A 26,849-nucleotide genomic window follows, 5' to 3' on the forward strand; every position below is an offset into this window, starting at 1 on the left:
CCTTGCTACATTGGGTGTCATGTCTTCGCAGCTGAATCGTCTTCTTAACTCCTTAGATGGCAAGGGATATGGTGCGTATAAAAGCATCAAAGGTTCTTATGATCTTCGGGTGGGGCGGTTATCGATTGATCGGGTACAAAGCGACCCTTATGCACCGCCGTCGTTGATGCAGGTGGCTATTCCCCGTGCGGCGGCTGGGATTTCTGACGAGCTCATCAGCGATGATGCTGGCCGGATTGCGGTCGCGGATTTCCTTATGCGCAGGGCTGCGGATAGAGCGGTGGATTCGGCGGTGAGTGTGGGGCGACCGATCCAAGCAGTGATGGAACGAACGAATGTTGTGATAACAAAGTCCGAGCTGATTATTCGCTGCACTGTGGCGCTTCCGGCGGCGGGGCGTCGGATTAAAGGCCGGTCGGCGGCACGATTGTTGTGCCACACGCTTCCAGACGTTATCGGCTATTGCCTTGATTTCGATACGGGCGAATTGGCGGCACATGTTGCGCTGGTAAGGGATCAGGAGTTCATTCGTGCGCAATTGGCCCGTCGGGGTTTGGTGGCTTTCGTGGGAAATGGTGCAATTTTGCCCCGGCGTTCCGGGGATAGTGACCTGCCGCTTAGCCTTGATGCGGTGCCGTTTGTTTCGCCGGAATCGTTGGCGGTATCGGTGACCGTTCCAAGTGGCGCAACGATTACGGGAATGGGAATCCCCGCTGGAGTTACGGTGATTGTTGGCGGCGGATACCACGGGAAATCCACGTTGCTGCGTTCCATTGAGCACGGGATATATAACCACATCCGTGGCGATGGTCGGGAATGGGTGATTAGCAGGGCGGATGCAACCGCTGTGCGTGCCGAAGATGGCCGCGCGGTGACGGGCGTTGATATCTCGCCGTTTATTTCCAATGTGCCGTCCGGGGTGGATACCAGGTGGTTTTCCACCGCGAATGCGTCGGGCTCAACGTCGCAGGCGGCGAATGTGGTGGAAGCTGTGTCCGCGGGTGCCACCACGTTGCTGATTGATGAGGATACTTCGGCGACGAATTTCATGATCCGCGACGCGTTGATGCAAGAGCTGATTCCGGCCAGCGACGAGCCAATCACCCCGTTTGTGCAGCGCGTTCGCCCGTTGTTTACTACATTGGGCGTATCCACAATCGTGGTTGCTGGTGGTTCCGGGGCGTTCTTTGAAAAGGCCGACGTGGTGATCGCCATGAATTCCTATGTTCCCCGCGACGTCACGGACCAGGCGCATGCAATCGCGGGTGGTTTGGTGGAGACGCAGGTGGCGTCGAAAAGCGATTTCGCCGCGCTCCCCCGAATTCCGGCGCGCGGCGGGTTGCAGGCTGCTGATAAGCGCAAACCGGCGAAGGCGTTGGGGCGCACTGAGATTCGGTACGGCAAGGACACGATCGACCTTTCGGGCTTGATTCAGCTCATTGATGCCTCGCAAACCACGGGTATCGCCCATGCGCTTGAGTGGGTGGCCGCGCGTACGGATGGAACTTTAAGTGTGACTGCCCTGGTAGATTCGCTTTTCGACGCCATTGCCGCCGATGGGCTTGCGGTTATCGCCCCTCATAACGGGCATCCGGGGTTATTTGCTAAGCCCCGTCGGCAGGACGTTATCGCAGCTGTAAATAGGTATCGAGGATTGAAGCTCGTGCGCTGAAAATAACCTGTTATTTACGCCTGTAATAGCTTTAATTTTTGTTAAAGTCTTGGGTATGCAGCCAGCTTTCCGGCGGGAAAATCCCGTCGCCGCCCGTTCCCGCGCGGCCCTTATCGCCGCAGCCGATACATTGTTAAGCCACTCGCCCGCCGCCGAGATTTCGGTTACGACCGTTGTGAGTACCGCTGGCATGAGTCGCCCCACGTTCTATCAGCATTTCACCGATTTAGGGTCTTTATTCGCTGCCGCAGGCAGCGCCAGGTTAGCTCAGGTTTTTGCCGCGATCTCCGGTGATTCCGGCGACCAGATTGCTGAGTTGATCGCAGCTGTTGAGAGCGATGCTCAGTTCTATTGGCATATTTACGATGGCCCCAGTGGGATGGAATTTCACGCCCATGCAGTAAAACTCACCGCCGGTTGGTTGTACAGCCGGTCGGGTGCTGTCGAATACGACGATAACCTGTGGGATTTTCTTGCCGCGGGTGTCGTATGGACGTTAACGAAACATGTGGCAGCTGTTGCTAATAATCCGCAGGCTCACATAGTAAGCCCCGCTGATGATCTTAACCGGATTCTTGACAGCGTTTCAGCATTTCCCGCCCACAACGTTTCCTAGAAGTTTTACAAAAGGAAAAAGTTTTACATCTGTTAAATTAGCATGCTGGCCCGCTCAGGGGTGCTCAGGCAGGCCAGCATGTGACGTGCGGCGGTGGTGCGTCGAAAAGCCCAAAACTTATGGACGACGCGGCCAGTTTTTACACACCTGCGCATCGCGGGCAGGAGCAGTGAACGTCTCGGTGTGGGTGGTACTAAACCACTGCACGGAGGAATTCTCCGGGAATATCGAACGAGTAATCGTCAGCGTCGCTTCGATTTCCCCAACACCAGTAAATATGTCATATCCTGAGATATTTCGGCCAACCGAATGAACGGTCTTCGTGCCTTCCTGCCCGGTAGCTTTGTTCTTCCAATGAACCGTCGCCGTGTTGTATGGCAGGATTTTATTGAGATCGAAATCGCCCGAACCGATCACCGGCGAATCATCGTCTTCGATGCTGAAGTACAGCGATTGCTCGAATGGCACATAGCCCTTGCCGCCGGGTGGCACACACTTAGTACCAGCTTCAAAATCGACTTCCCGTAACCCGATAAGCGGATACGGCATTAATACATCCCTAGCAATTGCCGCTGGTTGGCTGGCGAAAGCAAGGCCAACCGCCACCGCAACGGCTATTAGCTTACGTCCGAAAGACATGGTGTTCTCCTCCTTAACTCTGTTAAAAAATACGAAAACCAAAGCTGGCGCGACAAAACCGTCAAGCGGACGAATTAACGCCCCTTCTACAAACCGCACGCTGCGCGACTAGCAGCTGGCAATACGAACGTTTCGCTGTGCGTGCCCGACACAAACGGGACGGACGATCCTGGATGGAGTGTCGGAAGCAAGGAGCGCGTGAGCGTTACCGTCGTCTCAATCTCGCCGATACCGGTTTTGATATGCCCAGACATCGCGCTACTTCCCAGGGTGCGGCCTGTAAACGTGCCCTCCTGACCTGTGGTTCTATTCTTCCACTTCACGGTATACGAGTTATGCGTTAGAAAATGTGAACTAGCCGCATCGATGACGTTTTCGTGGAACTCATCCTTATCGTAGATGTAATGCGAGATCGATTGATCGATCGGTCCTTGCGGGTTGTTTTTGTCCCAATTGCAGATGGTCCCCATAACGAATCTCATCGTGTGTTCACCGCCACGTGGGTAAAACATCCGCACATTCCGCTCTTCTTGAGCCATCATTTTGTTAGCCTCATCCGCCTGCGCAATCCCCACTGCTGAACCAGCAAACACAACGCTAGCGGTTAGCACAGCTGCCATTATTCTGCGCCCTATAGACATGATGCTGTCTCCTTCCTGAAATTAACTTTTACTTATCGAAGTCCGTTACTTCATATTTTAATGCTGCCTCGCTGACCGGCACCGACAGCGTTAAAAACCATAAACAAAAGTGGCCCACCCCTTACCGAAGCAGGCCACTTTATGAACCCAAGGGAAATTCTGGCTGAATGTACAACAAACATTCCACCCAGCCATGACGACAATTAACCCGGAGCTTTCTCACACGCCACTGGATCAATAGCAGGCGCGGTGATGTTCTCCGTATGTGTTGCCGAGAACAATGGGAAAGAGGAGCTCGGGTTGAGGGTTGGGAATAGCGAACGAGTCACCGTGTAGGTTGCCTCAATCTCACCCACGCCAGTGTCGATGTCCCCGATCGCAATTTCCTTACCGATCGAACGAACAGTCTGCGAACCTTCCTTACCAGTAGTCTTGTTCTTCCAGTTCACTGTTGCTGAGTTGAATGGCAAGAAGTTACCGATATAGAAGATAATCTTGCCGTTGTTGTTCATGTCCTTGTCGTATGCACTGACGAAGAAGCGCTGTTGAACCGGACTGTTTCCCTTTCCGCCTGGCCAGTGGCAAACCGCGCCACCATGGAAATCAACAGTATGTACGCCACCGAGTGGGAACGGCATCTTGACATCCCTAGCCATTGCCGCTGGCTGACCTGCGATTGCAATTCCAGCTGCCATCGCGATTGCTGCGATCTTACGACCCAAAGCCATAGCAATATCCTTTCTTTGAGATTGCCTTTTCCTTTAATAAATCGCCAGAACCCAGCCTTGTGTTACTTCGCACTGCGTACAGCCGCATCGTCACTGACGGTTGTTGGTATCTCCGCCCGCTTTTCGACGCCCACCGAAACCAGTTACCTTTATTCAGGTCGGGTGGAAGCTTCTGTCAGATGACCTGTAAGTCCGTGTTTAATGGCGAGGCGTTTCGTAATCGCGCGGCTGATGATATTTGCAACCGTTATCACCAGCGCAATCAGCCCCATCGCCATAGCTCCCATCAGCGCGAAGGCATATCCGAAGTTCATGCCATTTTCACCAGAATCGATGGCCCGCAGAACCAAAGCAAGCACAACCAACCCAAGTGTTAAACCCCAGCTGACCAGCGTGGCTATAGTGATAGGCTTCATTTCCTGGCCCCTTTCGCGATAAAAATTTTTGTCCGTCGTGCCACGAAGCTCCATAAAGCACCAGTTTGTTTTGCCAAACATGGTTGCGCTTTTCATCGTAACCCGAATCGCGCAAGTGGTTAGCCGCCACGGTCGACTGCAACTGTCCACGAAACATCAACCAGACACACTTTTTGTCCCTTAAATCCCAACCCCCTGCCAAAAACCACAACCAGAAGAGCTAGTTTAGCTGTAGCCAGTCTGCTACAGACTTTTCAAGTTCTGCAATTAAGGCGTCGAGATGTTCTTCCAATATCTCCCAAACAATTTCCATATCCACCTCACCGTAACCATGGGAGATGATGTTGCGTAGACCAATGAGCTTATTCCAACTACCTGAATGTACTCGTTAGAAATAGTCGGGGAAATTTCGACGGATTTTCGACAGATTCTCGCCCATTTCCTGGAGCCGCATGCATACTGCGTCTTGAATAATTGGAGCAGCCAAAAATTTATCCAATGTAGCTGGTTTGTATGACGATGCTCGACGTCCCGCGTCTATCGTCATCATTAGATAAGGGGTAACGGACTTCACAGTGGCAGTTCCACAAGTTCGGGCTCAATATAGGGGCGAAAAACTTCTTTAATAGAAGTAAGGACGTCAAAACGCCTACCGGTGGCTACCTCTAACTCCTCAGAGAGAAGCAAAAGTTTGCCATAATCCACCTTTCCATCTAATTCAACGAGCAAATCAATGTCACTATTTGGCCCAAGCTCACCGCGCGCAGCGCTACCAAACAGCTGTGCCCGCACCACACCAAATCTGCGCAAAATAGCTAAAACGATCTGCTCTTTGGGCAGGTCATAGTTTTGCGTTGAGGTTGATGGAGTGATCATATGTTCGCATTATACCGCGCGAAAAACCGCAGGTGAATGACTAGATTAATGGCTCGCCCCGATGCACCTCTTCACCCCATCTTTTCCCAACGATCACGAGGTGAAGCTACACCAACACACCCAAAACCCTCATCACGAAAAAATCTCCATGATGAGGGTTCGAGTAAAACACTAATGGTGGGCCCTCCGGGGCTCGAACCCGGGACCTGCGGATTAAAAGTCCGTAGCTCTACCAGCTGAGCTAAAGGCCCATGGTTGAAATGAATGCAACCAACAGAGAGCTATTTTAGCGGTTTCTACGGAAGTTTGGAAATCGCAGTTTTACCTGCCCCGATACGTAACGTGGGCGGGTGCGTGGGGCGTCGAAAAGCAAAAGGCGTGGGACGCCGCGCTGCCGAAACTGACGACGCGACGCCTGACGCCTTTTATCTCATTTAGATTTCTGCTGCGCGCGGCGGCTGTGGTGCGCCTTCCGGCGGCAGAATCTTCGGATACGTGCTGGCGGCAACCGCAGGAGTTGCCGGGGCGTCTACCGGAGTTGCTGCTGCGGCATTAAGCGGAGTGATGGAAACGCCGTCGACGAATTTCTTCTGCACCGCGATGGCGCCGAACAGCACGATCGCGTAGACCACCAGCACCCCAATAACGCCCACGGCCAGGCCAGCGTGCGCAGAAGTACCGATAGCGATGCCGAACCAGCCGAAGTCGGCGTCGCCGAACGTGGTGTTCTCCCCGCCAAATTCGCCGAGCACACCGAGCAGGATCGACGGCAGGAACGTAATCAGCAGGCCGTTGACGAAAGCACCCAGCATGGCACCCCGACGGCCGCCGGTTGCGTTGCCGTAGACACCAGCCGCACCACCGGTGAAGAAGTGCGGCACCAGGCCAGGCAGGATCAACGCCAGGCCGAATGCTGGGTTGAGCCACACCGACAAGATGGCAAGGCCAGCCAAACCGCCTAAGAAGGAGAAGATGAAGCCGATGAGCACCGCATTCTGGGCGTACGGGAATACAATCGGGCAGTCAAGAGCCGGGATTGCGCCGGGCACCACCTTCTTGGCGATGCCTTGGAATGCAGGTACCAATTCGCCCAGCACGGTGCGCACACCGAACAGGATCACGGCGACGGCGACACCAAACTGCAAACCTTGGGTAAACGACTGCACCAGGTAGTTGCCGACGGAGCTAGCACCGTCTTCAAACGCGGTGAATGCCTCTTCGGTTCCAGCGCGCACCATGAACAGAATGGCGAGCACGATGTACATCAGCGCCATCGACAAGGCGGTGGAAACCATGGAGTCGCGCAAAAAGCGCAGACCCTCAGGCAGCTTCATGTCCTCAGTGGAGCGGCTGTTTTTGCCCACGGCCTTACCCACTGCGGCGGCGGCAACGTAACCTGCGGTGCCGAAGTGGCCAATAGCGATCGAATCATCCCCGGTGATCTTGCGGGTAAACGGGTGCGCAAATGCCGACAGCGACACCATAACGATAGCCAACCCCAGCGAACCGAGCAGGATCGCCAGCCACGAATCCCAACCGGCGGAGGCGAAAATGATGGTCACCATCGTGGCCATAAACAGAACGTGGTGGCCGGTGAGGAACACGTACCGTAGCGGAGTAAATCGGGCGAGCAGTAGTGAAATGGCAAAACCTGCGATCATGATCCAGGCAACTTGGGAGCCGAACTTCTCTTGGGCGATACCGACGATTGCTTCGTTGGTGGGCACCACACCCTGGGCACCAGTTGCACCGGTAATCATGGCGCCGAGCGGTTCCAGGGATGCCACGACCAGCGTCGCGCCAGCCCCGATGAGCAGGAAGCCCAGGGTGGCTTTGATAGCGCCGCCGATGATCTGCCCACCGGGTCGTTTCATGGCGGCGAGGCCAACGGCGGTGATGATGCCGATGAGGAAGGCCGGCACCGAGAGAATTTCATTGACGAGGAAACTAGGAATACTGGTAAGAAAGTCCATGATCTGCCCTTATTCGACAACGTAGAGGCTGCGCAGCGCAGCATCGATTTCGGAAAGCGACGTGAAGTCCTGAATGACCCGCACCGGAACCCCGACATCGCCAAGCGCCTGAGCGATAGCGCCGGAGGTGAGAATGGCGTCGGCTTCCTTCGCCTTGCCCTTCGCCGATATGGTGTCGGTGGCTTCCACCGACATGTATTTCGCCCAGCCCCAGCGCACTAGCAGCTCGTCGAGTGAGTTCTTCAGAAACAGTGAGGTTCCCAGCCCGTTTCCGCACACTGTGAGGATTTTGCCGGTCGATGGCACCGCATCACTCACGCTTGTCGACGCACTTGTCGGCGTCACCTCGCGTCCGCCCGTAGCCTGCGCCGTAGCCTGCGCTGTAGTCTGCGGCTTGGCCGTTGCTGACGCTGTCGGGGTGTCAAGAATTGCTAAGAATTCCTCCGGGGTGGCGGCGGTTTCCAATGCTTTTCGACGCTCCACGTCACCGATAACCCGCGCCATCTGCCCCATCGCCGCAAGGTGGGCGGAATGGTCGGTTGCGGCTAAGGCCAATACGATGCGCACCGGGTCGTTGGTTTCGTGCCCGAACTTCACCGGTTCCCGCAGCCGAACCACGGACATGCCGGTGGTTTTGACGGCTGTGCTGAACTGTGCGTGAGCGAATGCGAAACCAGGAGCAATTACGATGTAGGGGCCTTTGGTTTTTACCGTGTCGATCATTGCGTCGGTGTAGTCGGCCGTTGCTACGTCTTCGGTTTCTAGTAGATCTCCGGCAAGCCGGATCGCTGCCTGCCAGGTGCTGGCGGGGACGTCGAGCGTGATGCGCGACGGCGCCAGGAATTGTGAAATTGTGCTCATACCACTGCATAGTAGTTGAGTTTTTGGCCGTAAGTTACGTCAGATTAGCTGCGGTAATAGGCACACACCTATTTCTTATCAATAGGCTTAGTTATCACTGATAAAAGACAGAAAAGTGGTGGTGTGATGACCTCTTTCGTGGGTAATCACACCACCACTTTTAGTGGGATGAAGACTTACTTGATCTTCATGGAGCCCGTCTCAGCGAAGCGCTGGTGGAAGGAGAATGCGGTTGCCAAATCGTGTGGCGTCTGCAGGGTCTTGCGTTCCTTAGCAAGAGCCTCTGCGCGCTCGTAGTACTCTTCCAGCAGTGGCCGGTAATCCGGGTGGGCCAATGCAATCATCTTCTTCACACGCTCGCGTGGTGCCAGGCCGCGCAGGTCAGCGTAACCGTATTCGGTGATAACGACCTTGACGTCCTGCTCGGTGTGGTCCACATGGGACACGAATGGGACGATCGCGGAGATGTCGCCGTTCTTTGCATCCGATGGGGTGATGAAGGAGGAGATGTAGCCGTTTCGAGTGAAGTCAGCGGAACCACCTACACCGTTCATGATGCGGGAACCGATCACGTTGGTGGAGTTGACGTTGCCGTAGATGTCGGCCTCGATCAGGCCGTTGGTGCAGATCAGGCCGAGGCGGCGAACAACCTCAGGGTGGTTGGAGATCTGCTGCGGACGCAGGATGATCTGCTTGGAGTACTTGGAAGCCTCGTTATTCATCCGCTCTGCATATTCCGGAGAAAGCGAGAAGGACGTTGCCGAAGCGATGGTCATCTTGCCTGCGTCGATCAGGTCGACCATGCCGTCCTGGATAACTTCAGTGTAGGCGCGGATGTTCTCGAACTTGGAGTCCAACAGACCAGCCATCACGGCGTTTGGCACGTTGCCCACGCCGGACTGCATGATGTAGCCGTCGTAAGTGAGGCGGCCAGCTGCGACTTCACCCTCCAGGAAGTCGAGGAAGTGCCCTGCGATCTGCTTCGACTGATCGTCGATAGGCTTAAACGGTGCGTTGCGGTCTGGCAGATCGGTCTCGACAACAGCAACAACCTTATCCACATCAATGTCGATGGAGGTGGTGCCGATGCGCTGACCTGGATCGGTGATCGGAATTGGCTGGCGGTTTGGCAGCGGCTTGATGCGGTAGATGTCCGCCATGCCTTCGAGCTCCAGTGACTGCCAGGAGTTAACCTCAATGATGATCTTTTCTGCGGCATCAAGGTACTCAACGTTGTTACCAACGGAGGAGGATGGCACGATGTGGCCTTCTTCGGTGATGCGAACGGCCTCAACAATAGCGACGTTCATCTTGCCGAAGAAGCCCTGCTCAACGTACATGCCCGACTCGGACAGGTGGTAGTCAGCATAGAGGGATACACCCTCGTTGATCTTGTTACGCAGGATTGGGTCGGACTGGTATGGGGTACGGAAGCGAATTGCGTCGGCCTCGGCAAGCACACCATCGCAGTCAGGGGCGGTGGAAGCACCGGTGAACAGGTCGATCATGTATTCGTCGCCACGTGCGTGAGCCTCTTTTGCCCGCTCAGCAATCGCGGTGGGCAGCGCCTTTGGGTAGCCCGCGCCGGTGAAGCCAGAAATACCTACTTTATCGCCGTGATTGACGAATTGCGCGGCCTCCTCAGCGGACATGACCTTGCCAGCAAGCTTGGCGTTCGCAATGCGCTCAGACATTAATTTCCTCCTCGTTAACCCTCACACCAACCCCAATGGCCGATATAAGGAAAGCTGATGCTGTAACACCGCCTTTTAGACAGCCTCTTAAAATGTGAGACAACCCAATGGCAGCACAAATTAGTTACGGAGACCACAATAACGCATTAGGGCGACTTTAGCCCCCTGTTTAACCTAACTTCCCACAAACTACCAAAGCGAAATGCCAATATTCGCTGGTAACACGGCGGTTTACCCCGCAGAATTTCCCGCTACCTTTTGCCCCGCCCCTCCCCCATTTGTTCCCCACTTTTTCCACCTCGAACCAATAATCTCCACACCCGCTTGCCTCCCCAACGCCCAATTCCGCGTACCGGCGAGTTTCGGTTTGGGACTAATACGCATAGTTGGAACAATAAGAGGCGTGACTTTACGCATTGGCTCCATTGAACTCGCCTCACCGGTGGTCCTAGCACCCATGGCTGGGGTGACTAACGTCGCCTTCCGCACACTATGCCGCGAACAAGAACTGGAAAAAACCGGAACCGTTTCCGGTTTGTACGTCTGCGAGATGATTACCGCGCGCGCCTTGTACGAAGGCAATGAGAAAACAATGCATATGACGACGTTCGGCCCGGACGAATCACCGCGTTCGATGCAGCTGTACACCACCGACCCGGAGTACACCTACAAGGCGGCGAAAAAGATCGTTGATGAGGACCTCGCGGATCACATCGACATGAATTTCGGCTGCCCGGTTCCGAAAGTTACCCGGCGCGGCGGCGGCTCCGCCTTGCCTTATAAACGCCGCCTATTCGGCAATATCGTCGCAGCTGCCGTGAAAGCCACCGAGGGTACGGACATCCCAGTCACGGTGAAGTTTCGCATCGGCATTGACGATGAACACCACACGCATTTGGACGCGGGCCGAATTGCGGTGGCTGAAGGCGCAGCAGCCGTGGCATTGCATGCTCGTACCGCCGCCCAGCGGTATTCGGGCGCGGCGGATTGGTCGGAGATCGCCCGGTTGAAGGAGCATCTCGCCGACACGGGTATTCCGGTGCTGGGCAATGGCGATATTTTCAAGGCCACCGATGCGCAGAAGATGATGACGGAAACTGGTTGTGATGGCGTCGTCGTGGGACGGGGTTGTCTGGGCCGCCCGTGGCTTTTTGCCGAGTTATCTGCGGCGTTGCGGGGCACGGAGATTCCGCCGGAACCCACGTTGGGCGAGGTTACCCGGATCATCATTCGCCATGCGGAGCTTCTCATCGCCCACGATGGTGAGGAGAAGGGCTGCCGGGATTTACGCAAACACATGGGGTGGTATTTACGTGGCTTCCCGGTTGGCGGCGAGGTGCGTTCCCAGCTGTCCGCAATTTCCAGCCTTGATGATCTCCGCCGGGTGCTCGCACCGTGGGCGGATTCGACCGCGCTTGCCGACGACTCCGACGGCGCTCGGGGCCGGAAAGGCTCGCCCGCTAAAGTCATTTTGCCGGAGGGGTGGCTTGATGACCCAGAAGATGAAACCGTTCCGGAAGGCGCCGATATCATGCATTCCGGCGGCTAGCGAACTAGTTATATAGGACGTGCCGCTCGATGGTTGTGAAACCTAGCGCCTCGTAAGCTGCGACGGCTGGGGCGTTGTCGGATTCTACGTACAGGATGACCCGGCGCGCCCCTTCGTCGTAAAGGTGATTAATACCTGCGCTTAACAGGATTGCCCCCAGCCCGCGCCCGCGTCCGGCGTCGGCAAGCCCGATGACGTACACCTCGGCGTCGGCGCCTTCGCTAAGCTCGCCGTGCCGTTTCATCCAGTGGAAACCCAGCATGATGTCGTTATCCCACAACGTGAGCACATCTTCGGGTCGGTACCAGTCGGTGTTTCGGGCGGCATCGAGCCGGTTTTGATCCCAGTCCCCTTGCTCCGGGTGCCAATTAAATGCCTGGTTGTTCGCAATAAGCCATTGATTATCGAAGTGGCGCTGGCCGAAACGTTCGATCGCTTCCGGTGCATTGAGCAATGTCAACCCGGTGGGCAGGGGCGGCACTTCCTGCGGGGTGATATCGGCTGCCATGACCAGCAGTTCCCGGGCCGGTGTCAGCCCGAATGCCTCGGCGAATTGCTGTGCTTCGGGCAGATTTCCGTGCGCCCAGATCGGGGTGGTGGGGAATGCGGCTTTCAGCGCCGTTGCGCCTTTGCTGCGGCGGAAGTCGGGGTGGACGACCATTTCTAGGGTGTTTCCGTCGCTGGTTGCTATGCCGATGATATTGCCGAATTGGGCGGGTTCGGAGACAGTGTGACGAAACAGCAGTGCGTGGGTGTGGCCTCGGCTGGCGTCGGTGAGACCTATGAGGAATTGTTCGGACAGTGGCGGCACACCGTCGTGGTCGAGTGCGGCCCTAAGGAGCTTTTTGGTGGCGTCGTAAAGGGGTGGTGGAAGCTGCCCCATGTGCATCGTGACGTTCATGACTACCGAGAGTACTCATTTTCTGCTTTTCGACGCGGCTTGTAGTAACTATGGAGGGGTGAGTTCTAAAAAGCGCAGAATAAAACGGATTGTGGTTACCCTCACCACCCTCGCCGGGTTGCTGGCATCCGCCTGGGTGGTGGACACCTCCATTGCTGCGCGCAGTGAGAAACGCCTATCCGACCGGGTGGAAAGCATCGCCGAATTAGCCGCCGCCCCTGAGGTGTATTTAGGCGGTTTTCCGTTTTCCGCCGCGATGATAACCGGCACGCTGCCGGACATGTACGTTTCCATGACGGATGTATCCGTTGAACCATTCGGCCTCCTCCGCGCCCACACGTCGCTTACCGACGTCGACGTATCCAAGGAGCAGCTACTCGCTGGCGATATCGATGGCTCTAAAGCCGCATTGATTAGCCGCGGCGTGGCATTGGACGCGGTGGCATTGGGGTCCCAATTGGGCATTTCTGATCTTGATATTTCCCACCCCTACGACATTTCCCCTGCTGGCGGCGCGGTCGCTGAGGTTCGGTTGACGGGTACCGCCCCCGGCTGGCCGGGTCCAGTGGTGGTATTGGCGGAATTGCGGCTGGTGGGCAAAATGTTTCACCTGAATCCGGTGCAGCTTATCGACCGTGGTTTAGTACCCGAATCCGGCCCCAACAGCCATACAGAAGCCCAAATCTTGGATGCGTTTCGCTGGGAACTGAACACCCGCACCCTTCCGCTTGCCCGGCAAGCAAGCTACGTCGCTTCCAACGGCGGCACCATTTATTTCGAGTCCCAAGAACGCAATGTCGTAGTTCACACCGAGGATCTCATCCCAAAAGCCAGCGACTCCAACAACCCCAATTAACGCTTTAACCCCACCAGCTGTGTGCTGCGTTCCTATAAAATCCACCCCGCCAGAATCCCCTCAAATCCCAACTTCGCAGCACACCACTAACCGCAACTAATCAACGTCACACCACTACGAACGAACCTGGACCCGTCGACAAGCTGTGTGCTGCGTTCCTACAAAAATCACTCCGCCGGAACCCCCTCAAATCCCAACTTCGCAGCACACCACTTTACGCACCACAACCAGCCCAAACATGAGTGCTGCGAAAGCATGCGCGACGGGGCGTCAGCAACCCTTTAAATCTATGCTTCGCAGCACACCACTAACCGCAATCAATCAACGTCACACCACTACGAACGAATCTGGCCCCGTCGACAAGCTGTGTGCTGCGTTCCTACAAAAACCACCCTGACAGAATCCCCTCAAATCCCAACTTCGCAGCACACCACTTTACGCACCACAACCAGCACAAACATGAGTGCTGCGTTCCTGCAAAAACCACCCTGACAGAATCCCCTCAAATCCCAACTTCGCAGCACACCACTTTACGCACCACAACCAGCACAAACATGAGTGCTGCGAAAGTGTGCGCGACGGGGCGTCAGCAACCCTTTAAATCTACGCTTCGCAGCAAACAGGTGAGGCGAGTTAGAGCCGGATGTCGAAGAAGCTGAGCGCGAGGCGAACCCAGGACATGGGGGTGGGGGTTACCTTGTCGGCGGGGGCGTACACCTCGATTGCCTCGGGGATTGCGCCTAAGGTGACGGAGGTGAAGTCGCCAGCGTATTCGCCGTCAACCTGGAAGCGTTGAGTTTTTGCGCAGGTGAGGGTGGCTTCCATGGTGTCGTCGAAAACGAAGGTTCGTTCGTTGAGCCAGGAGGTGACAAACCGGGGCAAGTTCGCGCCCAGCATTTGCAGCATGGTGGTGGCACCCGCGATACCGTCGAGGCGGGTGACGCCGAACAGTCCTAGTCCCACGTCGAAGGAGTTGCGAGGGTTTGTGACCACCGGGAGCGGGCCGAAGAAGGACCACGGGTTGGTGTTGGATGCCATGCATACGGGGAGTTTTGCGATGTCGCGGCGTTCGCCGTCCCGGTTGACGGCGGAAACGCTGATATTGGGCGGGTATTTGCGCAGCCGACGCCACGCCCGGGCGGTGACGCGCAGGTAGCGCAGCGGGGTTGCGGAGAAGCCGCGTTGCCGTACCCGTTCCATGTTGGCGATCACGTCGGCGTCGATGCCGAATCCGGCGTTAACGGCGAACCATTTGTCGTTCCAGGTTCCCATGTCGATGGTGCGGGTGAGCCCGTGCCGCAGGGTGTGGGCGAGCGTCTCAGTAGCCTGGATGGGTTCCGGCGGGAAGCCCAGCGCGCGGGCGAATACGTTGGCAGAACCGGTGGGGATGGCGGCGAGTGCGGGAATGTCGTGGTAGCTTTTCGACGCTTCCCCGGCCGCAGGAACCGAGCCGAGCAGCCCATTGATAACCTCGTTGACTGTTCCGTCGCCGCCAACGGCGATGACGACGTCGTAGTCGGCGCGGGTGAGCCCCTCACATAGTGTGGTGGCGTGGCCAGCGTGGTGGGTAAATTGGGCGTGTAGATGCAACCCGGGTACGTTTCGCAGCACAGGAATCAGGTGGCGGAACAGCTCTGGTTGCTGTGTGGTGGAATTTGGGTTTGAGATCAACAATGCCTTCACGTCTCCCCACCCTAGCCGCAATCTGGGCTCAATAGGGAGACTATCACCGGTGTATTGTGGTTAATCATGACTGAACAATCACCTCATTCAATCCCCGATACCCCAGGCGATGCAGCCGCAAGCCAGGAGTCAACCTCACCTCAGGTGTCACTCTCCGGCAGCGCGGCCGTTGACCGTGCGGCGGAGGAATGGAAAGAATCCGCGCACCGTAATATCCCCGGTTTAGGTGACCTTCCGATCCCGGACGACACTGCGAACCTGCGGGAGGGCCCAAGTTTGCACGATGGCCTCCTGGCGTTATTGCCATTGGTTGGCGTGTGGCGGGGAACCGGCCAGAAACCGCTGGAAGATGACACTATTGCCAGCTTCGGCCAGCAGCTGATTATTGCCCACGATGGCGAGAATTACCTCACCTACGAGTCCCGCATTTGGAATCTTGATGAGGAAGGCAATGCCACGTTATTAGATCACCGCGAGACGGGTTTCTGGCGGATTAACGCCAAGGACGAAATCGAATTGGTCATCGCCTCCTCGCTGGGCGCGGTGGAGATCATGTACGGCCAGCCGTTGAATGAGCGCGCGTGGGAATTAGAATCCGCCTCCACGATGGTAACCGCCACCGGGCCGGAGTTTTTAGGCGCGGGCAAGCGACTCTACGGGCTGATGCCGAATAACAATTTAGGCTGGGTTGACGAGCGCATGATCGATGGGGAGCTTATCCCCCGCATGTCCGCTGAGCTGCGCCGCGTCATGGGTTAAGGGGCAGCCAACGCCGCTTCTATTAACTCCCGGATTTCCGCCTCATTGGCGGGCTTCGGGAGTTTTTTCTCATCCAATTGGGTCACCCGGGTGGCAATGCGCACCGAGCTTAAAAGCCATACGCTGTCGGCGCGGTGGAGGTCGTCGACAAGCAAATTCTTTTCTTTACACCGCCAGCCGTGGTCGGTGGCGTAGGCAAACAGTGCTGCGGCGGTGGTGCCGGGCAGAATCTCGCCGCCGGAGATTGGGGTGCGGATTTTATTGCCCCGTACCGTGACCACGGTTGAGGTAGCGCCCTCCAACACCTGGTCGCCGTCGGTGAAGATAACATCGTCGAAGCCTTGGGATTTCGCCCACCGCAGCGCCGCCATATTCGCCGCGTAATTCAGCGTTTTCGCCCCCACCACCAGCCACGGCGGGGTGGCAGCATCAGTATTTGCTTCATCGGCCGTGGCCTGAATGCTATAGCCGCGCGCGCCGGTCATGACTTTCACACCCGATTCGCGCTGTTCGACGGTTTTTTCGCCGACTTCTTTCACCACCAACCAGGCGCTGGGAATCCCGGTGCTTTCCCGTCCCCGCGTGTACGTCCAGACACAGGAGGCGTCCCGATCGGTCTGGGAAAACCACATCTGGGCGGCTAATTCGGTGGCTTTTTCCCACGCTTCGAGTGCTGGCTGCGGCAGGTCCAACAGCTGGGCGGAGGCGCAGAACCGATCAATGTGGCGCTGCACATTGCACGCCCGGCCGCCGCGCATGAGCAACGTCTCGAAGACGCCATCGCCGCGTGTGACCGCCGCATCATCCCAAAAAACCAATGGCAGATTGGGGTTATGGTTTCTAGCGGAACCGCCGAAAGGTTCCACCGCTAAGACGATTGGTGCGATGGGGGCGGACGGGGGCTGAACTCGGGAAGCCATATGTCTGATTATGCCTTGGATCGATGAACATATGACGCGCTACCATCGATTGCGTGACAAATTCTGAAAAAACTTCCCAAACCACCCCTGAATCGACGTATACCTCCCCGCTATTGGCGCTTCCCGGCGCGGCCGAATGCCAAGACTACGATTTCCCGAGCCTGCGGTCGGTCGCGTGGCATTACGGCAACCCGTTAGGCGAGCAACGCAATTTCGAAACGCGTGGGTTGGTTGATCGGTCCAACCGTCCGGTTTTTGCGGTCAGCGGCGCGGATTCCGCCACGTTTTTAAACAGCCTGCTTAGCCAGAAGCTCATCGACCAACCGGATGGGTTTTCTGCCCAGGCAATTAACCTTGACGGCCAGGGGCGCATTGAACAGCTAATTGATGTGAGCATTCACGATCGTAGTTTCTATCTCGACCTCGCCCCGGAACACGCTGCCAACCTCATCGACTACCTTAACTTGCGGGTTTTCTGGTCGGAGGTGGAGATCACGCCGACCGATCTGCGGATCATCAGCCTTATGTCTCCCACCGACGATGCTGTTTCGCTTCCCGACGCGGTCGCGTTTAGCCGGGTGGGCGCGTGGAGTGCCGGGGTGCGCCGGGATTGTTTCGTTCCAGAAAGTCAGCTTTCCGCTGTCGCCACGGAGCTTATCGACGCCGGGTGGGCACCCACCGGGTTGATGGCCTATACCGCCGAGCGGGTGAAAAACACGATCCCGGAGGCGGGGATTGATTTCGACGATAAGACCATTCCGCACGAGATTCCGCACCTGATTAACCGCGGGGATACTACAGGCGCGGTGGCGCTGAACAAGGGGTGTTACCGCGGCCAGGAAACCATCGCCCGGGTGGAGAACTTAGGCCGCTCCCCTCGGCTGCTGGTCATGGTGCACCTTGATGGTTCCGCGCCGCAGTTGCCGGAACCTGGTGCTCCGATTGAAGCTGCGGGGAAAGTCGTCGGCAGACTCGGCACCGTGGTTCATGATTGGGAATTAGGACCTATCGGATTAGCGCTTATTAAACGCAGCGTCGTCCACGCGGAGACACCTACAGTGCTGCACAGCGGCGATACCGCGATCAGCATTGATCCCGATTCCATCCCGGTTGAGGAGTCCAGCCAGGCGGGCCGGGCGGCGCTCAACCGGCTCAAAGGGCTGTCAAAGGACTGATGTAACCGAAAAAAGGGGGACTTGGTTTTTCTGGGTACTGGGATTTTGCACATTATTTGCCTAGGTCAGAGCCCCAGTGCGACAAACCGACCCATTTCACGCTATTGTGTCATACAGGAAAACATACTGTATTGATTGAAAGCCCACGGAGCATTCCAAATTCCCAGGGATGCTCCGCTTAGTACCAAGGGGGTCATGCCATGGGTCGCGGTCGCGCGAAGGCAAAGCAGACCAAGGTTGCACGCCAGCTGAAGTACAACACTCCAAATATGGATTTGGACTCTTTGCAACGTGAGCTAGCCGGACAGTCCCCAAGTCGTAACAACGATCGACACGACGATTACGATGACGACTACGACGATTATGCGGATGCATATTCTGAGTATGCCGACTGGGTTGAAGACGAAGAAGATGAGAAGAAGTAGCCACAGCCGTCATCGCCGACCGGTAGCTACACCCCTCACCTTAAGAAGTCTCATAGCACGCCTGCTTAACCGGTGGATGTACACCACAACAGTGGACATTCACCGGTTTCGTCATGCCTGGCTATTGACAGCCTGGCATGACGTTTGCGGATTTCTTCCCGCTTTCCTAACCACGTTCGCTGATTATGTCAACACCCGGCTGCGCCACTGCCCGATGCGGGTATTAAGCAGTGGGATAAGGGCGTCGACCTCGGCGTGGAGTCGGTCTTGGTCGAAATCTGACCGTTCGCCGGAACCGTGCCGGGGGTGCGAGATTTCAAACTGGAGGGATTCAATCGTGCCGCGCCACTTCCCCATGGCGATCACGTGATTGCTTACCCCTTGTTCATCGGTGCGAAATAGCGTGATGGTGTCTTTGACCAAGCCAGTTCGGTTGATGATTAACACGTCGTCGTAGTGGTCGATGCGGGCGGTCGAAGAAATTTGGGCACCGCCGGAGATCGCCACCTCACCTGTGATCACGGCGTGACCGCACACCACAGACTGGTTTGATAGTGCAACGCTGCCCGCGATATAGGATTCGCCGCAAACATGAGCCCCGCCGAAAACGGCGGCGTTGCCTGCGACGTGGGCGTGACCATAGATCTGGGCACCTTCGCTGATGGCGGCGTTTTCGGAAACCGTTGCCCAGCCGTACACGTGGGCGTGGTCGACCACTGAGCCCCGGCCTTGGACTTGGGCGCAGCCGTAGACCCGGGCGTAGTCCCGGATTTCGCCGCTGCCCTCCACGACAGCGCTGTCGCCAATGTGGGCGTGCCCAAAGACCGCGACGTTGCCGCGCACGATGGCGTCGCCGGTTACTTGGGCGCCTTGGTAGACGCAGGCGTCGTCGAAGACCCACGCGTTGTCGCGCAGGCTGTCGGTGGTTTCCACCCAGCCGCCGATGTCACCGGCGACCACACCGGCGTGCGGGATGTTGATGAGGGCTTTGATTTGGTGCAATGTATGTCCGGCGAAAACTTGGGTGGCGCCGGTGAAAGTGAAATGCGGCTGGGTTGTGCTGTTAACGTGCATTATTCGGCCTTCATTCGTTCTTGCAGGGCCCAGGTTTCCAACCGGGCGGTGAATGCGGGAACAAGGTTGGTAAATTCTTCTAACCAGCTTTGCTGCAATTCCCTGGAAACCCCGTCGTGGGACCACCAGTCGTCGAAAAGCGATTGCGCCTTGGCGGCAAGTTCAATGACCGAACCGCACCACGGTGGGGTGCCGTCGGAAAACCCGATAGCGACCATGTGGCCGCCGTGAATGGTGCGGTACATGGTGACGGTGTCTAGTGCGCGGCCCATCGGATACAAGGTGAAAATATGACTGGAATGGGTCACCTCCGCACTGGATAGAACGTGGGCGAAACCGGTGACGCGGGCGGTCCCGGAGACCTGGGCGTCGTCGTAGATCATTCCCTCAACCACCCGGGCGTGCCCCCATACCCGCGCGAAGTCTTTGACGTCAACATTGCCGCTGACGTGGGCGAAGCCGAAAACGCGGCTATTGCCGTAGACGCGCGCCCCGTCGGCGATGACCGCGTCGTCATAGGCTTCGGCGTTGTCGAATAATTGCGCGTGATGTTTCACCGTTGCCCGCCCGTGAACTTGGGCGTTGCCGCCGACGCGTCCCCCTTCGAGCACCTGCGACCAGCCGTGAATGCGGGCGTTATCGCCGACCACTGATTTATTGGCGATTAATACCTCATCTAATGCTTCTGCTTGTCCCCCGATGACCGCCCCTGTGGTTATTTGCGCCGCGCCGTACACTTTTGCATCATCTGTGACCCAGCCGGGGTTTATCCCATACGGAAGGTTGTGCGGTGATTCGATCCAGCCCCCAATGTCGTAAGCTTTTGCGCCTACGGCTGGAATGTCTTTTAGTGTCCTAATCCGGTGTAGGGTACGTCCTGCATGCTGGCACGTTTCCCCGGTGAATTCGTAATGTGTATCCATTAAGATCGTGCTCCATTCAGTCACCATCGAAGTGTACACATCACCTAAGTCGCTTCGCCGTTGTCGCAGGATAACCGAAAGCGACGGCCGGAAATCCGCAATTCCGCCGTCGCTTTTATCGTTAAATTCACACCCTTTGATAGCCAGAATAAATCACCGCTGGCTACCTAACACTGCACACCCCATACGTTCGCCCCGCGTCCCATGCCGCCGGGCGCAGCCGTAAGTCTGGCGTTAGTCTTAGTGGCCCGGGTGCGCACCCGACATGATGACCGATTCGGTATCAGCATCGGTTGCGGTACGCACGGTACCTAATTCCCACGCATTGATGTGCCGGGCGGTGAGCATAGCCAAGGCCCGGTCGCGGTCCTGCGGTGCTACGACCGCGACCATGCCCACCCCCATGTTGAAGGTCTTTTCCATCTCCGCCTGCGGCACCGTGCCCACGTTTTGGATCAGGCGGAAGATGGGGCCGGGGGTCCAGGTGGCGCGGTTTAGTTCCGCAACCAGGCCGTCCGGGATCACCCGCGCGAGGTTTCCAGCGAGTCCGCCGCCGGTGACGTGGCAGAACGTGTGCACTTCGCATTCGTCGGCAAGCGCTAAGCAGTCCTTGGCATAGATCCGGGTTGGCTCCAGCAGCTCTTCACCCAAGGTGCGGTCTAGCTCTTCGACGAAACCGTCCAGCGGCAAGCTCGCCTTTTCCAGCAGCACGTGGCGGGCCAGGGAATAACCATTGGAGTGCAGGCCGGAGGATGCCATGGCGATAACCACATCGCCATTGCGCACCCGGTCCGGGCCGAGTAATTCGTCGGCTTCCACAACACCCACCGCGGTGGCGGAAACGTCATAGTCGCCGGGTTCCATCACGCCGGGGTGTTCGGCGGTTTCGCCGCCTAGAAGCGCGCAGCCTGCCTGGATGCAGCCCTCCGCGATGCCGGAAACGATTTCGGCCACGTGCTCCGGCACCACTTTTCCGATAGCGATGTAGTCTTGCAAAAACAGCGGCTCCGCGCCGCAGACCACCAGATCATCCACGCACATGGCAACCAGGTCGATGCCGATGGTGTCGTGTTTATTCATCGCCTGCGCCACCGCAAGTTTGGTGCCTACCCCGTCCGAACCGGCGGCAAGCAGTGGTTCCCGATATTTGCCCAAGGCGAACAGCCCAGCGAAGCCGCCTAATCCGCCGCGTACTTCGGGGCGGGTTGCTTTCTTGGCCAGGGGTGCGAATAATTCGACGGCACGGTCGCCAGCTTCGATGTCAACACCTGCTGCGGCGTAGGACACGGCTTCGTCCGCGGCTTTTCCATCGTGCGCGTTGTTCGGGTTATCGGTCATTTCGGGTACCTATACGTCCTTAAAAAATAGTGGATGTTGTAAGTTAACACTAACGGTTACGGCTGGTTACTAGCGTGCTTTTCGACGCCAGGGCCCACCGCCAATACACGAGCTAGTCCACGCCGCCGCAGGAGCCGCGTTGCAGCGCTGATACCAGCTCCGCATTGGGGTTACCGGCAGGCAACCCCAAGGGGTATTCGCCGTCGAAGCAGGCACAGCACAGTTCTGAGCGTGGCTGTTCGGTGGCTGCCACCATGGACTCGGTGGAGACGAATCCCAACGAATCCGCACCGATGGCGGTACATACCGCCTGCACCATTTCTTCCTCATTATCCCCGGTCACCGCGTTGGCGATGAGCTCGCCTGGGCTCGCGAAGTCGATACCGTAGAAGCACGGCCATTTCACCGGAGGCGATGCGATACGCACGTGCACTTCCGCCGCACCGGCTTCCCGGAGCATCCGAATAAGTGCGCGCTGCGTGTTGCCCCGAACGATGGAATCGTCCACCACGATCAACCGCTTGCCGTGGAGCACTTCGCGTAGTGGGTTGAGCTTGAGCCGGATTCCCAATTGTCGAAGCGTCTGCGAGGGTTGGATGAAGGTACGTCCCACGTATGCGTTTTTCACCAGCCCTTGGCCAAACGGAATCCCGGACGCCTGGGCGAACCCCACCGCCGCCGGGACGCCGGATTCGGGAACCGGGATGACCAGATCACCGTCTGCCGGGAATTCTTTGGCCAGCCTGCGGCCGATTTCCAGGCGGGATTCGTTAACGCTGCGGCCTCGAATGACCGAGTCAGGGCGAGCGAGGTACACGTATTCAAAAACGCAGCCTTTGCGGCGTAGTACGGCGAATTTCTCCGACCGTACCCCCGCTTCGTCGATCGCAACTAATTCGCCTGGCTCGATTTCCCGGACAAAGGACGCGCCCACAATATCGAGAGCGCAGGTTTCGGAGGCGACCACCCACCCTTTTTCCAACCGACCCAGGCATAGTGGCCTGACCCCTTCCGGGTCGCGGGCGGCATAGAGGGTGTGTCCATCGGTGAAGGTTAAACAGAACGCGCCTTTGACCCGTGGCAGTAGTAGCCGGGCGGAGTCGATAACCTTCATGCCGGTGGTGATGCCGTGGGCAAGCAGTGCCGTCATGACGTGCGAGTCGGAGGGGTGCGTCTGGGCGTCGACAAGCTCAAGGGTGCTGGCTTCGTCGAGAAGCTCTAAGTAGTTGACCAGATTGCCGTTATGCGCCAACGCCACGTCGGTGCCGTCGGGCGCAACCTGGAACATGGGCTGGGAGTTTTCCCACGTCACACCACCCGCAGTGGAATAGCGGGTGTGGCCGATAGCCACGTCGCCCTTGAGGGACTCTAAAGTTTGCTCGTCGAAGATTTGGGATACCAACCCCAAGTCCTTGAACACAACCACTTGCTGGCCGTCCCCCACCGCGATGCCGGCAGCTTCTTGGCCTCGGTGCTGTAGGGCAAATAATCCGAAATAGGTGAGTTTTGAAACTTCCTCACCGGGAGCCCATACGCCAAAAACGCCACATTCTTCCCGTGGGGCTTGTTCCCCCTGGTCGTCAAACCCAGAAAGAGAAGAAGTGACCGAAACGCTTTCCAACTGTTCTACCGGCTGCTTAATCTGTGCCACTCAACCCATGCTAGACCATAACCTATAACACCTTCTAATGCGTATACCCGCACCGGCTGCGACTTGGCGCAGGCCAGGTCGCATCAACCAAGGACAACCACCCTCGGCGAATCCACCATCCAACTATTCGTTGACTTCCCACCCACCCCCTTTAAAGCTTCACAGTCGCAGCAACGGCAACCACTGGGCGACCTCCGGCGCGCGGGTACCCGACATGGTTACCTTCGGATTTCCTACGAGCGATTCCACTCCAGTTGCAACCCGAAGCCAGGTACGCGGATCCATTTCCACAACATTAGGTGGGGTGCCGCGATTGTGGGACGGACCGGCGATGCACTGCACCGCGGCAAAGGGCGGCACCCGCACCTCAACGCTGCCGCCTGGCGCGATCTCGCCGAGCGTGTGCACACTTAACCGCACCGCGGCGGCCAACGCCGCCCGACTGGGGGCGTTGTCACCCCCACCACCTGGCGTTTCGTCGCACGGGTGGGTGATCCATTCGGCTAGTTCCGTCACTGCGGCGCGCATCTGTTTGGGGTCGACTTTGCGTGGGGCCATTTTTTCATCTTAACCGGGCGGATTGTTCGGGGTGGGTTGTGGTTATTGGGGTGCTAGGTGTGGGATTTTTTGGGTATGGTGTGAACATGACTACTGGCAGCGCATCTACACATTCCGATCAGCAATCTGGTTCTTCTGTCCCTGACCATCAAACCCCGATTTCGGTTCCGCGTTCCCCGGAGTTGACGCTGCGGTTTATGGCAGCCCCGACGGACATCATCATGGCCGGTAACCACGGCGTTAACGGCGGCCGGGTTTTGGAGTGGATAGATAAGGCTGCTTATGCCTGCGCGGTCGGCTGGTCTGGCACCTATTGCGTGACCGCCTATGTAGGCCATATCCATTTCACCCGCCCTATCCCGAGCGGCCATATGGTGGAGGTGCGGTCCCGGATTGCTATGACTGGCCGTAGCTCCATGCACATTGTCAACGAGGTGTTATCCGCCGATCCGCGCGAGGGTGTGTTCACTCGGGCTTGCGATTGTTTGGTGATCTTCGTGGCTAAGGATCCGGAGACCGGCACCCCTACCCCGGTTCCGCCGTTTGAGCCGCGTAATGATGATGAGAAGCGGGTGCAGGATGCAGCTACGTCCCGCATTGGGTTGCGCAAAGCCATTGAGATGGAGATGGAAAAGCAAACCTACGACGGCCCTTCCGATGCGCCTCGGTTGATTACGCGGTTCTTGGCTAAGCCGACCGATGTGAACTGGGGCGGCAAGGTGCACGGTGGCACCGCCATGGAGTGGATTGATGAGGCCGGCGCTGCCTGCACGATGGAGTGGTCCGGGGAGCATACGGTTGCTGTGTATGCGGGCGGGATTCGGTTCTACCGACCGATTCAGATCGGTGATTTGATTGAGGTGGATGCCCGCCTGATGCGCACCGACGCCCGTTCCATGCAGGTCAGCGTGCATGTGCGTTCCGGCGCGCCTCGGGGCGGCCGGGAGAAATTGGAGACTGCTATCCACGCCACGGTGACCTACGTCGGGGTGGATATTGACGGCATTCCGCTTCCGGCCCGGCAGTTTAGGCCCCGCACTGAAGAGGACATCAGGTTGTGGGAGCACGCCGCCACGCTTCGGGAATTGCGCGCCGCCTACGCGCCGAAACCGCTGATGGCTCGCCCGAGCATAGAGCCGAAGGATTAATAGGCTCCGGTTTGGTTCACACCCGCGCCACCAGGATCCAGATTGCGACCATGTGCAAGATCGCGGCGATGATGGTGGCGGCGTGGAAGTGTTCGTGGTAGCCGATCAGGTGGGCGTTTCTCCCCGGCCAGCGCAGCGCGTACACGACTGCCCCTAGACTGTAGACGATTCCGCCTGCGGCCAGCAGGCTCACGACCGCCGGTCCCGCGTTGGCCAGGAGCGCGGGTAGAAGCGGCACGACCGCCCACCCCAGCACCAAGTAGACGATGACGTCCAGCCACCTGGGGTGACGGATAAAGGTAAGCCCAACGCTTGCGATTGCGGCTGCCCACACGACTAGAAGCAGCCAGAATGCGTCGTGGGGATTAAGACTTAGTACCGCGACCGGGGTGTAGGTGGCGGCGATGAAGATTGAGATCGTGGAGTGGTCGGCGATTTTCCAGGCGTGTACCGCCCGTTCGCTGCGCCACGGCCCCCGGTGGTAGGCGGCTGAAATTCCGAATAACGCCACGACCGCCACGGCATAGACGGTGGTGGCTAGCCCTACCGGCCACGGGGTGCGCAGCCAGGCGAACGTTACCAGCACCGCCCCGGAAATGCCCGCCAGATACGCGGCGATATGGTGGTATAGGCCACGGGCTTTGGGCCTGGGCCCTCGGTCTAGTCGACTGCGCGTGACTGAAACCATGCGGGGTGCTGGGGTTTCCGTCATAATGTAACGCCTACCTTTGATGTGCGGGGCCAGCAGATACACAAAACCTACTAAACCGTAACTTTTACACCGCACAGTGTACGCCGCCCACCCACGCGGCGCTAGCGTTCGCCTCCTGCCTGCGACTTTGCTTTTCGACGCCGCCACGCCAGCCGCAACTCCCAGCCGGTGACACCGATTACCACGCAGCTGATAATCGCCGCGTCTGCGATCATCCACCACGACCACCGGAACCACACCGTGGTTTCCTTATCCGCCCCCACCGGCGCGGGGTCTACCCGCTCGGCAAGCACCAACAACCGGTCGGTATTAATGCCATAGGGGGTGCAGGTTATCAACGTCAGCAAATCCCGATCATGGTGGTATTCCACCGCCGAATAATCCTCCGGCGCCACCACTTGCCGGGACACCACCTGGTAGTACAGTGACGTCCCCAGCACATCTATCCGAATGAGCGCCCCGTCTTTCACCCTGGGCAGATTGTCAAACATGCTAGCATCCACCATCCCCGTGTGCGCTGAGATCACAGCGTTCGTACCCATTCCCCCCACCGGCAGCGATGAACCGTACATGTGCCCCGCCCCCTCATACAGCACTGAGTTGTTGGTGGTGTGGCGCACCGGCAAATCCACCCCGATGCTCGGTATCCGAATCCGCGCCATCACGCCGAATGTTTCCGGCGGGTTCAGCGTCTCCATGTACCGATCAAACCCCGGGTCGGTCGGCACCGCCGGGCGGGCGTGGTGCCCCTGCTGGGCAAGCCACGAGTTATACGCGTGCGCCTGGAACCGGTAGTGCTCCAATTGTTCCGGCGGGTCGATCCGCGCCACTGATTTCCCATAGGTCGCCGCCTGCTGGTGAATCTTGTAGTCGTTATAGACGGTGGCCACCATCGGGTAAAGCAATACCAACACCCCAACAACCACCCAGAGCAAGCTGCGCCGCGACCGCTTTTTGCTTGTCGACGCCTCCGCTTCTCGACGCCCCATCACCAGCACCATTTCGCCTTACCCTTTCACCACACAATGCAAAAAGCCAGTTAGGCCAAGGCACACCGCCCA

At 57.7% G+C, this 26,849-nt stretch carries 28 protein-coding genes, 1 tRNA gene and 1 pseudogene; 9 read left to right on the forward strand and 21 right to left on the reverse strand.

Features of this window, described 5'->3' with window-relative positions; all coding sequences use genetic code 11:
- Positions 1-19 precede the first annotated feature (19 nt).
- Complete coding sequence (locus tag Q4D85_RS09605) at positions 20-1,672, forward strand: ABC-ATPase domain-containing protein (protein ID WP_303199995.1); 1,653 nt, start codon at positions 20-22, stop codon at positions 1,670-1,672.
- A gap of 55 nt (positions 1,673-1,727) precedes the next feature.
- Positions 1,728-2,288, forward strand: a complete 561-nt coding sequence (locus tag Q4D85_RS09610; protein WP_303199997.1) for a TetR/AcrR family transcriptional regulator — start codon at positions 1,728-1,730, stop codon at positions 2,286-2,288.
- A 117-nt stretch (positions 2,289-2,405) separates the two neighbouring features.
- Here Q4D85_RS09610 and Q4D85_RS09615 read toward each other — a convergent pair whose 3' ends face one another.
- The 8 genes and pseudogenes from Q4D85_RS09615 to Q4D85_RS09645 all read right to left on the reverse strand — a co-directional run bounded on the left by Q4D85_RS09615 (position 2,406) and on the right by Q4D85_RS09645 (position 5,839).
- The gene (locus Q4D85_RS09615) at positions 2,406-2,927 is read right to left on the reverse strand and encodes a hypothetical protein (protein WP_303199999.1); all 522 of its coding nucleotides are present in this window, start codon (positions 2,925-2,927) and stop codon (positions 2,406-2,408) included.
- An 86-nt stretch (positions 2,928-3,013) separates the two neighbouring features.
- Positions 3,014-3,568, reverse strand: coding sequence for a hypothetical protein (locus Q4D85_RS09620; RefSeq protein ID WP_303200001.1), 555 nt, complete (start codon positions 3,566-3,568; stop codon positions 3,014-3,016).
- 203 nt (positions 3,569-3,771) lie between these two features.
- The gene (locus tag Q4D85_RS09625) at positions 3,772-4,296 is read right to left on the reverse strand and encodes a hypothetical protein (protein ID WP_303200003.1); all 525 of its coding nucleotides are present in this window, start codon (positions 4,294-4,296) and stop codon (positions 3,772-3,774) included.
- Positions 4,297-4,445: 149 nt separating this feature from the next.
- Positions 4,446-4,766 (reverse strand): hypothetical protein, encoded by a 321-nt coding sequence (locus Q4D85_RS09630; protein ID WP_303200005.1) that lies wholly within the window; start codon positions 4,764-4,766, stop codon positions 4,446-4,448.
- Positions 4,767-4,932: 166 nt separating this feature from the next.
- Positions 4,933-5,073: pseudogene (locus Q4D85_RS14520) on the reverse strand (HepT-like ribonuclease domain-containing protein); the annotation flags it as partial.
- Positions 5,074-5,100: 27 nt separating this feature from the next.
- Positions 5,101-5,262 (reverse strand): hypothetical protein, encoded by a 162-nt coding sequence (locus tag Q4D85_RS09635; protein WP_303200007.1) that lies wholly within the window; start codon positions 5,260-5,262, stop codon positions 5,101-5,103.
- A gap of 20 nt (positions 5,263-5,282) precedes the next feature.
- Positions 5,283-5,588 (reverse strand): nucleotidyltransferase family protein, encoded by a 306-nt coding sequence (locus Q4D85_RS09640; RefSeq protein ID WP_303200009.1) that lies wholly within the window; start codon positions 5,586-5,588, stop codon positions 5,283-5,285.
- A 175-nt stretch (positions 5,589-5,763) separates the two neighbouring features.
- Positions 5,764-5,839, reverse strand: a tRNA-Lys gene (locus Q4D85_RS09645).
- Positions 5,840-5,852: 13 nt separating this feature from the next.
- Here Q4D85_RS09645 and Q4D85_RS09650 point away from each other — a divergent pair.
- The gene (locus tag Q4D85_RS09650; RefSeq protein WP_303200011.1) at positions 5,853-6,026 is read left to right on the forward strand and encodes a hypothetical protein; all 174 of its coding nucleotides are present in this window, start codon (positions 5,853-5,855) and stop codon (positions 6,024-6,026) included.
- Here Q4D85_RS09650 and Q4D85_RS09655 read toward each other — a convergent pair.
- The 3 genes from Q4D85_RS09655 to Q4D85_RS09665 all read right to left on the reverse strand — a co-directional run bounded on the left by Q4D85_RS09655 (position 6,023) and on the right by Q4D85_RS09665 (position 10,116).
- A complete protein-coding gene (locus Q4D85_RS09655; RefSeq protein WP_303200014.1) occupies positions 6,023-7,561 on the reverse strand; it encodes a PTS ascorbate transporter subunit IIC in 1,539 nt (512 codons plus the stop codon). The genes Q4D85_RS09650 and Q4D85_RS09655 overlap by 4 nt on opposite strands.
- A gap of 9 nt (positions 7,562-7,570) precedes the next feature.
- Positions 7,571-8,422, reverse strand: a complete 852-nt coding sequence (locus tag Q4D85_RS09660; RefSeq protein WP_303200016.1) for a PTS sugar transporter subunit IIA — start codon at positions 8,420-8,422, stop codon at positions 7,571-7,573.
- 176 nt (positions 8,423-8,598) lie between these two features.
- Entirely contained in the window at positions 8,599-10,116 is a 1,518-nt protein-coding gene (locus Q4D85_RS09665; protein WP_303200018.1) for an acetyl-CoA hydrolase/transferase family protein, read from the reverse strand.
- A gap of 403 nt (positions 10,117-10,519) precedes the next feature.
- Between Q4D85_RS09665 and dusB the strand changes: the two genes are divergently transcribed.
- Positions 10,520-11,665: a tRNA dihydrouridine synthase DusB gene (dusB, locus tag Q4D85_RS09670; RefSeq protein WP_303200021.1), complete on the forward strand. Its 1,146-nt coding sequence runs from the start codon at positions 10,520-10,522 to the stop codon at positions 11,663-11,665.
- Positions 11,666-11,669: 4 nt separating this feature from the next.
- On the opposite strand, the gene mshD is transcribed toward dusB, so the two are convergent.
- Positions 11,670-12,566 carry a mycothiol synthase gene (gene mshD / locus Q4D85_RS09675; protein WP_303200023.1) on the reverse strand — a complete coding sequence of 299 codons (897 nt, stop codon included), beginning with the start codon at positions 12,564-12,566 and terminating at the stop codon, positions 11,670-11,672.
- On the opposite strand from mshD, the gene Q4D85_RS09680 reads away from it, so the two are divergent.
- A complete protein-coding gene (locus tag Q4D85_RS09680; protein ID WP_303200026.1) occupies positions 12,565-13,422 on the forward strand; it encodes a DUF2993 domain-containing protein in 858 nt (285 codons plus the stop codon). The two genes, mshD and Q4D85_RS09680, sit on opposite strands and share 2 nt — an antisense overlap.
- Positions 13,423-14,055: 633 nt before the next feature.
- Here Q4D85_RS09680 and Q4D85_RS09685 read toward each other — a convergent pair.
- Positions 14,056-15,105, reverse strand: coding sequence for a diacylglycerol kinase family protein (locus Q4D85_RS09685; RefSeq protein ID WP_303200028.1), 1,050 nt, complete (start codon positions 15,103-15,105; stop codon positions 14,056-14,058).
- A 66-nt stretch (positions 15,106-15,171) separates the two neighbouring features.
- Between Q4D85_RS09685 and Q4D85_RS09690 the strand changes: the two genes are divergently transcribed.
- Positions 15,172-15,864: an FABP family protein gene (locus Q4D85_RS09690; RefSeq protein ID WP_303200030.1), complete on the forward strand. Its 693-nt coding sequence runs from the start codon at positions 15,172-15,174 to the stop codon at positions 15,862-15,864.
- On the opposite strand, the gene Q4D85_RS09695 is transcribed toward Q4D85_RS09690, so the two are convergent.
- Positions 15,861-16,784 (reverse strand): aminodeoxychorismate lyase, encoded by a 924-nt coding sequence (locus Q4D85_RS09695; RefSeq protein WP_303200032.1) that lies wholly within the window; start codon positions 16,782-16,784, stop codon positions 15,861-15,863. The genes Q4D85_RS09690 and Q4D85_RS09695 overlap by 4 nt on opposite strands.
- A gap of 53 nt (positions 16,785-16,837) precedes the next feature.
- On the opposite strand from Q4D85_RS09695, the gene Q4D85_RS09700 reads away from it, so the two are divergent.
- A complete protein-coding gene (locus Q4D85_RS09700) occupies positions 16,838-17,959 on the forward strand; it encodes a folate-binding protein YgfZ (RefSeq protein WP_303200034.1) in 1,122 nt (373 codons plus the stop codon).
- A gap of 200 nt (positions 17,960-18,159) precedes the next feature.
- Positions 18,160-18,384, forward strand: coding sequence for a DUF3073 domain-containing protein (locus tag Q4D85_RS09705; RefSeq protein ID WP_303200036.1), 225 nt, complete (start codon positions 18,160-18,162; stop codon positions 18,382-18,384).
- Between the two features lie 183 nt (positions 18,385-18,567).
- Here the strand turns inward: Q4D85_RS09705 and Q4D85_RS09710 are convergent, their stop codons facing one another.
- The 5 genes from Q4D85_RS09710 to Q4D85_RS09730 form a co-directional block, all read right to left on the reverse strand.
- Positions 18,568-19,458, reverse strand: a complete 891-nt coding sequence (locus tag Q4D85_RS09710; protein ID WP_303200038.1) for a hypothetical protein — start codon at positions 19,456-19,458, stop codon at positions 18,568-18,570.
- Positions 19,458-20,381, reverse strand: a complete 924-nt coding sequence (locus Q4D85_RS09715; RefSeq protein ID WP_303200040.1) for a hypothetical protein — start codon at positions 20,379-20,381, stop codon at positions 19,458-19,460. Before Q4D85_RS09715 ends, Q4D85_RS09710 begins: the two co-directional genes overlap by 1 nt.
- A gap of 240 nt (positions 20,382-20,621) precedes the next feature.
- The gene (purM, locus tag Q4D85_RS09720; RefSeq protein WP_303200042.1) at positions 20,622-21,719 is read right to left on the reverse strand and encodes a phosphoribosylformylglycinamidine cyclo-ligase; all 1,098 of its coding nucleotides are present in this window, start codon (positions 21,717-21,719) and stop codon (positions 20,622-20,624) included.
- 112 nt (positions 21,720-21,831) lie between these two features.
- Positions 21,832-23,340: an amidophosphoribosyltransferase gene (purF, locus tag Q4D85_RS09725; RefSeq protein ID WP_303200053.1), complete on the reverse strand. Its 1,509-nt coding sequence runs from the start codon at positions 23,338-23,340 to the stop codon at positions 21,832-21,834.
- A gap of 189 nt (positions 23,341-23,529) precedes the next feature.
- On the reverse strand, positions 23,530-23,928 hold the full coding sequence (locus tag Q4D85_RS09730; protein ID WP_303200045.1) for a sterol carrier family protein: 399 nt from the start codon (positions 23,926-23,928) through the stop codon (positions 23,530-23,532).
- A gap of 197 nt (positions 23,929-24,125) precedes the next feature.
- On the opposite strand from Q4D85_RS09730, the gene Q4D85_RS09735 reads away from it, so the two are divergent.
- Positions 24,126-25,076: an acyl-CoA thioesterase gene (locus tag Q4D85_RS09735; RefSeq protein ID WP_303200054.1), complete on the forward strand. Its 951-nt coding sequence runs from the start codon at positions 24,126-24,128 to the stop codon at positions 25,074-25,076.
- A 16-nt stretch (positions 25,077-25,092) separates the two neighbouring features.
- On the opposite strand, the gene Q4D85_RS09740 is transcribed toward Q4D85_RS09735, so the two are convergent.
- Together Q4D85_RS09740 and Q4D85_RS09745 are read right to left on the reverse strand one after the other, a co-directional pair.
- Positions 25,093-25,788, reverse strand: coding sequence for a hemolysin III family protein (locus tag Q4D85_RS09740; protein ID WP_303200048.1), 696 nt, complete (start codon positions 25,786-25,788; stop codon positions 25,093-25,095).
- A 101-nt stretch (positions 25,789-25,889) separates the two neighbouring features.
- Positions 25,890-26,789 (reverse strand): class C sortase, encoded by a 900-nt coding sequence (locus Q4D85_RS09745; RefSeq protein WP_303200049.1) that lies wholly within the window; start codon positions 26,787-26,789, stop codon positions 25,890-25,892.
- Positions 26,790-26,849 lie beyond the last annotated feature (60 nt).

It is taken from the genome of Corynebacterium sp., from assembly GCF_030532965.1.
Lineage (GTDB): Bacteria > Actinomycetota > Actinomycetes > Mycobacteriales > Mycobacteriaceae > Corynebacterium.